Annotated in this window: 2 protein-coding genes; both read left to right on the top strand. The window is 76.1% G+C overall.

Annotated elements, in window-relative coordinates:
• Positions 1–234: 234 nt before the first annotated feature.
• Entirely contained in the window at positions 235–1,260 is a 1,026-nt protein-coding gene (sbnA, locus tag ACFU6K_RS20660) for a 2,3-diaminopropionate biosynthesis protein SbnA (protein ID WP_380665020.1), read from the top strand.
• A partial coding sequence (locus tag ACFU6K_RS20655) for an amino acid adenylation domain-containing protein (RefSeq protein WP_380665018.1) occupies positions 1,260–9,235 on the top strand: 7,976 nt, incomplete at its 3' end. The genes sbnA and ACFU6K_RS20655, both read left to right, overlap by 1 nt.

The following is a 9,235-nucleotide window of genomic DNA, read 5'->3' as shown; positions in this document are numbered from 1 at the left end:
GCCTCGAGGGCGCCGCCAACATCCACCGGCTGAACCTCTTCCAGGGGCTGCTCACCGGAAAGGTCGGGCGCGCCTAGCGGCGGCGCCCCGGGGCCCGCTCCGGGCCCCGGACCAGGGCCTTCGCCCCATCAGGTGCGAATCAGTGCGACGTCAGCGTGTTCGGAAACCATGGGGCCATCGCTTCGGACCGATTGGGCACCCGCTACCACGGAACGACCGGGTGGGAGTAGACGCATGCCAGTTATCACGACACCGCAGGAATTCGACGTCGAGGACCTGTACGTCGACCTCCGGCGGATGATCGGCCGTCCGCTGTACCTCAAGTGCGAGGGCTTCAACTTCGCCGGCTCGGTCAAACTGCGGGCGGCGGGCGAGATGGTGGACTCCGCCGTCCGGTCCGGGGCGCTGCGGCCGGGGATGACCATCGTGGAGAGCTCCTCCGGGAACCTCGGCGTGGCGCTGAGCCTCGTCGCGGCGAGCCGGGGGCTCAACTTCGTCTGCGTCACCGACTCCCGCTGCACCACCGTCTCCCGGCGGCTGATGCAGCGCCTGGGCGCCGACGTGCGGGTGGTGACCGAGCCCGACCCGCAGCGCGGCCTGCTCGGCGCCCGGCTCGACCTGGTCGCCCGGCTGTGCGCCGAGCACCGGGACTTCCACTGGCTGAACCAGTACGCCAACCCGGGCAACTGGACCGCCCACTACCGCACCACCGGGCCGCAGATCGCCAAGGCCTTCCCGGAGCTGGACGTGCTGTTCGTCGGCGCCGGGACCACCGGCACCCTGATGGGCTGCGCCCGGTACTTCCGGGAGAACAACCCGGGGGTGACGATCGTCGCGGTCGACGCCGTCGGCTCGGTCAACTTCGGCCACGAGCCGGGCGGTCGGCTGATCCCCGGCATCGGCACCAGCGTCCGGCCGGCCATCCTCGACGAGTCCTACGTGGACGACACCGTGCTGGTCGCGGAGACCGACACCGTCCGGGCCTGCCGCGCCCTGCTGCGCGAGGGCTTCCTGCTCGGCGGCTCGACCGGCACGGTGCTCAGCGGCGCGGCCCGCTGGCTGGGCGCCAACCGGCCGGACGAGGAGCTGACCGCCGTGGCCATCGCGCCCGACCTCGGCGAACGCTACCTGGACACCGTCTACGACGACGCGTGGGTGCTGGAGTCCTTCGGCCCCGACGCCCTGGCCGCCGAGGCGGCCGCCACCGGTACCGGTACCGGCCTCGCCTCGATCGGCCCGACCTCCGTGGGGAGCCTGTGATGACATCGGTCCTGGGGACCTCGCTGCCGCTCACCGCCGGCCAGACGGAGATCTGGCTCGACGTCAACGGGGCCGGCGGGAGCAACGCCTACAACTCGGCCGGCTACCTGGACGTCCGCGGCCCGCTGGACCGGGCCCGCTTCCGCACCGCGCTGGGCCGGCTGGTCGAGGAGGCGCAGTGCCTGCGCGCCCAGTTCCTCGACGTCGACGGCGAGCCCCGCCAGCGCCTCCGCGAGGTCGGCGAACTGCCGCTCGACGAGCTGGACTTCGGCGCCGAGCCCGATCCGTCGGCGGCGGCGCTGGACTGGATGCGGACGGACCTGGCGAAGCCCTACGACCCCGCCGGGTTCCCGCTGTTCCGGCTCGCCGTCCTCACCCTGGGCCCGGACCGGACGCTGTTCTACCTCTCCGTCCACCACCTGCTGTGCGACGGCTTCAGCCAGGTGGTGCTCTGGCGCCGGCTGGCCGAACTGTACGAGGCCGACGGCGGGGAGGCCGGCCCGGCCCTGCCCCCGCTCGCCGACCTGCTCGCCGCCGAGGCGGCCTACCTCGGCTCCTCCCGGGCCCGCCGGGACGCCGAGTTCTGGCAGCGCCGGTTCCCCGAGCCGCCCGAGCCCGCCGACCTCTCCCACCGGGAGCCCGCGACGGCCGCGCCGCAGGGCTTCCTGCGCCGCACCGCCGCCCTGTCCGCCGACACCAGCGCCCGGCTGCGCGCGGCCGCCAGCCGCGCGGACGTCACCTGGCCGACCGCGGTGATGGCGGCGGTCGCGGTGTACACCCAGCGGATGACCGGGGTCGAGGACGTCCTGCTGACCCTGCCGGTGACCGCCCGGCAGACCGCCCACGAGCGGTCGATCCCCGGGATGCTGGCCAACTACCTGCCGCTCCGGGTGCCCGTCCGCCCCGCCCTGACCAGGGCCGGCCTGCTGCGTCACACCTCCAAGGAGCTCGCCCAGGCGCTCCGCCACCAGCGCCACCGGGTCAGCGCGATCCGCCGCGCCATGGGGCTGCGCAGCGACGACCGGCGGCCCTTCGGACCGTTCGTCAACCTGCTGCCGCAGCAGGCCGAACTGGCCCTCGGGCCGTGCACGGCGCGGGTGGTCAACCTGTCGACCGGGCTGATCGACGACCTGATGGTCACCGTGGTCGAGACCGCCGGGGCCGGCATCGGGCTGCACCTCAACGGCAACCCGGACCGCTACACCGACGCGGAGATCGACGGCCACCTGGCCCGGCTGGTGGAGTTCCTGGACCGCTTCGCCGAGGCCGGGGACGAGCAGCCGGTCGGCGGCCTGGCCGTGGACACCGGGGACCGCGCCGCCTGGGTGCGGGAGTCGAGCGGGCCCGAGCGCGCGGCGGGCTTCGACTGCGCGGTGGCCCGGATCCGCGAACTCGCCGCCCAACGCCCCGAGGCCGTGGCGGTCGCCGAGGACGGCGGCACGACCACGTACGCCGAGCTGGTCGGCCGGGCCAGCGCCCTCTCCCGCCGGGTCGGCGGCGCCGGCCTGGTGGCCCTGCTGGTCGCCCCGGGCTCCGACTTCATCGCCTCGGTGCTCGGCGTGATCGGCGCCGGCGCGGCCTACGTCCCGCTGGACCCGGGCGCGCCCGAGGCCAGGACCGTCGCCCTGCTCGCCGACAACGGGATCACCACCGTGGTCGCGGACGCCGCCCACCGGCCGCTCGCCGAGCGGGTGGCGGCCGCCGCCGGCCGTCCGGTCCGGCTGCTGGAGGTCTCCGCGCGGGAGCGGGACGCCGACGACAACCTCGCGCCCCTCCTCGGCACCCCGCTGGACCTGGCGTACGTGATCTTCACCTCCGGGTCCACCGGGGCGCCGAAGGGTGCCATGGTGCACCGCGCGGGGATGGTCAACCACCTGCTGGCGAAGGTCGACGACCTCGCGCTGGAGGCGGCCGACACCGTGGTGCAGAACGCCCCGGTCACCTTCGACGTGTCGGTGTGGCAGATGCTCGCGCCGCTGGTGGTCGGCGGCCGGGTCCGGGTGGTGCGCCGGGAGACCGCGGCCGACCCCGACCTGCTGTTCGCCCTCGCCGACACCGAGGACGTCACCGTCCTGGAGGTCGTCCCCTCGCTGCTGCGCGCCGCCCTGGACGCCTGGGACCTGGGCGCCGGCGCCCCGACGCTGGCCGCGCTGCGCCACCTGGTGGCCACCGGCGAGGCGCTGCCCGCCGATCTGTGCCGGCGCTGGACCGGCCGCTACCCGCTGGTCGGGCTGGTCAACGCGTACGGGCCCACCGAGTGCTCGGACGACGTCACCCACGCGCACCTCGGCCACGGGCTCCCGGAGCACGGCTCCGTCCCGATCGGCCGCGCGGTCCGCAACACCCGGCTCTACGTGCTCGACGACGCCCTGCTCCCGGTGCCCCAGGGCGCGCCCGGCGAGCTGTACGTCGGCGGCGCCGGCGTCGGCCGCGGCTACCTGGCCGACCCGGCCCGCTCCGCCGCCGCGTTCGTGCCCGACCCGTACGGCCCGGCCGGCAGCCGGATGTACCGCACCGGCGACCGGGTGGTGCGCGGCGCGGACGGGCAGCTGGTCTTCCTGGACCGCCGGGACAACCAGGTGAAGGTGCGCGGCCACCGGATCGAGCTCGGCGAGATCGAGGCGGCGCTGCGCGCGCTGCCGGACGTCTCCGACGCGGCGGTACGGGCGGTCGGCGGCACCGGCGGGAGCAGCCGGCTGGTCGGCTACTGCGTCCCGCGCGCCGGGGCCGTGCTCGACCCGGCCGGGGTCCGCGAGCGCCTGGCCGCCGTCCTGCCGGACTACATGGTGCCGTCGGGCGTCCTGCTCCTGGACGCCCTGCCGCTGACCCCGCACGGCAAGGTCGACCGCCGGGCGCTGCCCGACCCGGCACCGGCCGGCGCCGAGGCCCCGGCCCGGCCGGACACGCCGCGCAACCGGGCCGAGGAGATCGTCTGCGCCGCGTTCGCCGAGGTCCTCGGCGTGCCGGAGGTCCGGCCCGGCGACAACTTCTTCGAGCTGGGCGGGGACAGCATCAGCGCCATCCTGGCGGTCGGCCACGCCCGCCGGGCCGGACTGACCGTCACCCCGCTGCAGATCCGCACCCACCACACCCCCGCCGCGATCGCGGCGCTCGCCGCACCGGGCGGCCCGGCCCGCCCGGCCGCCGCGCCGGACGACACCGGCGAGGTCGAACTCCTGCCGATCGCCCACCAGTTGCGCGAGGACCTCGGCGTCCTGGACGAGCGGACCAGGGAGTACAGCCAGTACCAGGTGCTCACCACCCCGGCCGGCCTGGACCTCGACCGGCTGACCGCGGCCACCGCCGTCCTGCTGGACCACCACGCCGCGCTGCGGTCGCGGATGACCGTGGTGGCGCCCGGCCTGTGGTCCCTGGAGGCCCTGCCCAGGGGCGCCGTCCGGGCCGCCGACGCGGTCCGCCGGGTCGACGTCTCGGCGCTCGCCGACGACCCGGCCGCGCTGGCCGCCGCCGTCGACGAGCAGATCGCCGCAGCCCGCACCGGGCTGGCCCCCGAGGACGGCGCGGTGACCCGGCTCGTCCTGCTCGACGCCGGCCCCGGCCGTCCCGGCCGGCTGGTCTGGCTGACCCACCACCTGTGCGTGGACGGGGTCTCCTGGCGGGTGCTGGTCGCCGACCTCGCCGCCGCCTGCCGGGGCCTCGACCCGGAACCGGTCGGCACCTCCTACCGCCGCTGGTCCCAGCTGCTCGGCGAGCAGGCCCGCACCGCCGAGCGGGTGCGCGAATTCCCGCTGTGGGCCGAGCAGTCGGCGGCCGCGGAGCCGCTCGGGTCCCGTCCGCTGGACCCCGAGCGGGACGTGTACGGCTCCGCCCACCGGCTCCGGCTGGAGCTGCCCGCGGCCACCACCGCGACCCTGCTCGCCGCCGCCCGCCGGGTCTACGGCGGGGAGATCAACGACCTGCTGCTGACCGGCCTCGCACTCGCCGTCGCCGACTGGCGCCGCCACCGCGACCGCCCGGCCGGCGCCGTCACCGTCGAACTGGAGGGCCACGGCCGCGAGCCGTTCACCGACGAGGCCGAACTCTCCCGTACGGTCGGCTGGTTCACCAGCGTCTTCCCGGTGCGGCTGGAGCCGGGCGACGCCGGGCGGGAGCCGCTCGACGCGGCGGTGCGCCGGGTGCGCCAGCAGCTGGGCCGGCTGCCCGACCACGGACTCGGCCACGGGCTGCTGCGCCACCTCAACCCGCAGACCGTCACCGCCCTGGCCCGGCACGGCGTGCCGGAGCTCGGCTTCAACTACCTCGGCCGGTTCCGGACCGACCGGGACGAGAGCGCCGGGGACTGGCTGCCGGACGCCCGGCACGCCGTCGTCGGCACCGGGGTGCACCCGAGCATGCCGCTGCGGCACGTGCTCGCGGCCACGCCCGTCACCGAGGACCGGCCGGACGGACCGCACCTGGTCGCCGACTGGCTCTGGGCCCCGGAGGCGCTGGCCGACGCCGACGCCGAGCACATCGCCCGCGCCTGGTTCCGCGCCCTCGAAGCCCTCGCCGCCCACGCCGAACAGGCCGTCCCCGGCGCGCAGACCGCTCCCGACGAGCAGGACGGGGCGGCGGACGGCGAGGCCCTGGAGCTGTCACCGCTCCAGAAGGGCCTGATCTTCCAGACGGAGTTCGACAAGCAGGGCATGAACTCCTACCTGATGCAGGCCGTCCTCGACATCGAGGGGCCCTTCGACCCGGCCGCGCTGCGCACCGCGGCCGCCGCGCTGCTGGCCCGGCACGCCGGCCTGCGGGTGCACTTCCCCGAGCGGTCCGCCGAGGACGCCCGGCAGGTCGTGGCCGCCGCGGTGCCGGTGCCCTGGGAGGAGGTCGACCTGTCCGGGCTCCCCACCGAGGCCGAGCGGACGGCCGAGGCCGAACGGCTGACCGACGCGGACTGGACCCGCGGCTTCGACCTGGCCCGTCCCCCGCTGCTGCGCTTCACCGTGCTCCGGCTGGCCCCCGACCGGGTCCGGCTGCTCTGGACCCTGCACCACCTGCTGGTGGACGGCTGGTCGATGGGCGTGATCGCCCAGGAGCTGTTCACCCTGTACGCCACCGGCGGCGACCCGGCCGTCCTGCCCCCGGCGCCGTCCTACCGGGCGTACTTCGACTGGCTCGCCGCCCAGGACACCGAGGCCGCCCGCGCGGCCTGGCGGCAGGCGCTGGACGGGCTGGGCGAGCCGCTGCGGCTGGGCACGGCCGACCGGCCGGGCGACCCGGGGCTGCCCGAGGCCGTCGACCTCGCCCTGCCCGAGGAGCTCACCGCCCGGCTGGTCGCCTGGGCCCGCGCGGAGAACCTCACCCTCAACACCGTCCTCCAGGGCTGCTGGGCGCTGCTGCTCGGCCGGCTCACCGACGCCCCGGACGTGGTGTTCGGCGCGGTCAACTCGGTGCGGCCGCCGGAGCTTGAGGGCATCGAGTCGCTGGTCGGGCTCTTCCTGAACATGCTCCCGGTGCGGGTGCGGCTCGACCCGGACCTGCCCGTCGCCGAACTGCTCCACCGGATCGACGAGCAGCAGACGGCCCTGCTCGACCACCGGCACCTCGGCCTGGCCGAGGTGCAGCGGATCGCCGGCGCCGGCGAGCTGTTCGACACCGTGTTCAGCTACCAGAACCAGCCGCGGGCCGACGTCGGCCGGCTCAACGCGCTGGTGCCCGAGCTGCGGCTGGGCAACGCCCGGACCCGGCTGGCCGGCGAGCGCGGCCTCGCGGTGCTCGCCTACCCGGACACCCGGCTGACGCTGAGCGCCCAGTTCCGCCCCGACCGCTACGACCGCGACGAGGTCGTCCGCATCCTGGACCGCTTCGCCCACGTGGTGGAGAGCGTCCTGGCGGCCCCGGACGTCCCGCTGCGCCGGCTGCCCCTGCTCACCGAGGAGGAGCACCAGCGGATCCTCGGCGACTGGGCCGGACGGGCCGCCGCCGCGCCGCGCACCGTCGTCCCCGCGCTGTTCGCCGCCCAGGTCGCCCGGGCGCCCGAGGCCGTGGCCGTGGTCTTCGAGGACCGCCCGACGACCTACCGCGAGCTGGACGAGCGCTCCAACCGGCTGGCCCGGCTGCTGATCGGCCACGGCGTCGGACCGGAGCGGATCATCGCGCTGGCCGTACCGGACCCGGTCGAGATGACCGGCGCCGTCCTGGCCGCGCTCAAGACCGGCGCCGCGTACCTGCCGATCGACCCCAAGTACCCCGCCGACCGGATCGCCTTCATGCTGGCCGACAGCCGGCCCGCCGTCCTGCTCACCACCCGCGCCCTCGCCCCGCAACTCGCCGGGGCCGGCTGCCGCACGGTGCTGCTCGACGATCCGGCCACCCTGGCGGAGCTGGCCGGCCTCCCGGCGCACGCCCCGCAGGACGCCGAGCGGACCGCCCCGCTGCTGCCCCGGCACCCGGCGTACGTCATCTACACCTCCGGATCGACCGGCCGGCCCAAGGGCGTGACGGTCGACCACTCCGGCTTCGCCGCGATGGTGGCGAGCCTGATCGAGCGCTTCGGCGTCGGCCCGGACACCCGGGTGCTGAAGTTCGCCTCGTTCAGCTTCGACGCCTCGGTCTGGGAGCTGAGCCTGTCCCTGCTCGGCGGCGGCACCCTGGTGGTCGCCGACGAGGAGTGCCGGGTCCCCGGCCGGCCGCTGGTCGACCTGATCCACCGCCACCGGGTGAACCTCGCCGGACTGCCGCCGGTGGTCGCCGCCGCGCTCCCGGACGGCACCCGGCTGCCCGCCGACCTGACCATGGTCGTCGCCGGGGAGGCCTGCCCGCCGCACGTGGTGGACCGCTGGTCCGGGCAGTTGCAGATGATCAACGGCTACGGACCCACCGAGGCCGTCCTCGCCTCGACGGTCAGCGAGCGGCTGGGGGGCGGCGAACGGCAGGGGGGCGGCGAGCGGCTGGGGGGCTCAGGCCGGCCCCCGATCGGCCGGCCCACCCGGGCCCACCGGGTCTACGTGCTCGACTCCGCGCTGCGGCCCGTCCCGGCCGGGGTGGTCGGCGAACTCTACGTCGGCGGCAACCTGGCCCGCGGCTACCTGGACCGGCCCGGCCTGACCTCCGAACGCTTCGTCGCCGACCCCTTCGGCCCCGCCGGCGAGCGGATGTACCGCACCGGCGACCTGGCGAGCTGGCGCCCCGACGGCCAACTCGACTACGCCGGACGGGCCGACGACCAGGTGCAGCTGCGCGGCTTCCGGATCGAACTCGGCGAGATCGAGTCCGTGCTGACCGGCAGTCCCGAGGTGGCGCAGGCCGCCGTCGTGGTCCGCACCGACGACGGCGAGGACCGGCTGGTGGCCTACGTGGTCGCCCGGCCCCCGGCCGTACCGGACCCTGGCGCGCTGCGGGAGCGGGTCGCCGAGGCCCTGCCCGAGTACATGGTCCCGGCCGCCGTCGTCGTGCTCGACGCGCTGCCGCTCACCCCGCAGGGCAAGCTGGACCGCCGGGCCCTGCCCGCCCCCGACAGCGCCCCCGCCCCGGCGGGCCGACTGCCGCGCACCCCGGTCGAGGAGATCCTCGGCGGGATCTTCGCGGACGCGCTCGGCCGGACCGCCGTCGGCATCGACGACGACTTCTTCGACCTCGGCGGCCACTCCCTGCTGGCCACCCAGGTGATCAGCAGGGTCCGCTCCGCCCTGGGCACCGAGGTGCCGATCCGTACGCTCTTCGAGCAGCGGACGGTGGCCGGCGTCGCCCGGGAGCTCGCGGCCGGCGGCGCGGTCCGGCCGCCGCTGCGGCCCGCCGTCCGGGGCGACCGTTCCGGTCGACTCTCCTTCGCCCAGCGGCGGTTGTGGTTCCTGAACCGGCTGGAGCCGGGCTCGGCGGCCTACAACGTGACCTTCGCGGTCCGGCTCTCCGGGGCCCTGGACACCGCCGCGCTGGACGCGGCGCTGGCCGACCTGGTCGAGCGGCACGAGGTGCTGCGCACGGTGTTCCCGGAGACCGACGGCGAGCCCCGCCAGGAGGTCCTCGGCACCGA

It is taken from the genome of Kitasatospora sp. NPDC057512 (genome assembly GCF_042802135.1).
Classification (GTDB): Bacteria; Actinomycetota; Actinomycetes; order Streptomycetales; family Streptomycetaceae; genus Kitasatospora.
The sequence above is the reverse complement of the archived record's forward strand: the minus strand, read 5'-3'. Positions and strand labels throughout refer to the sequence as shown.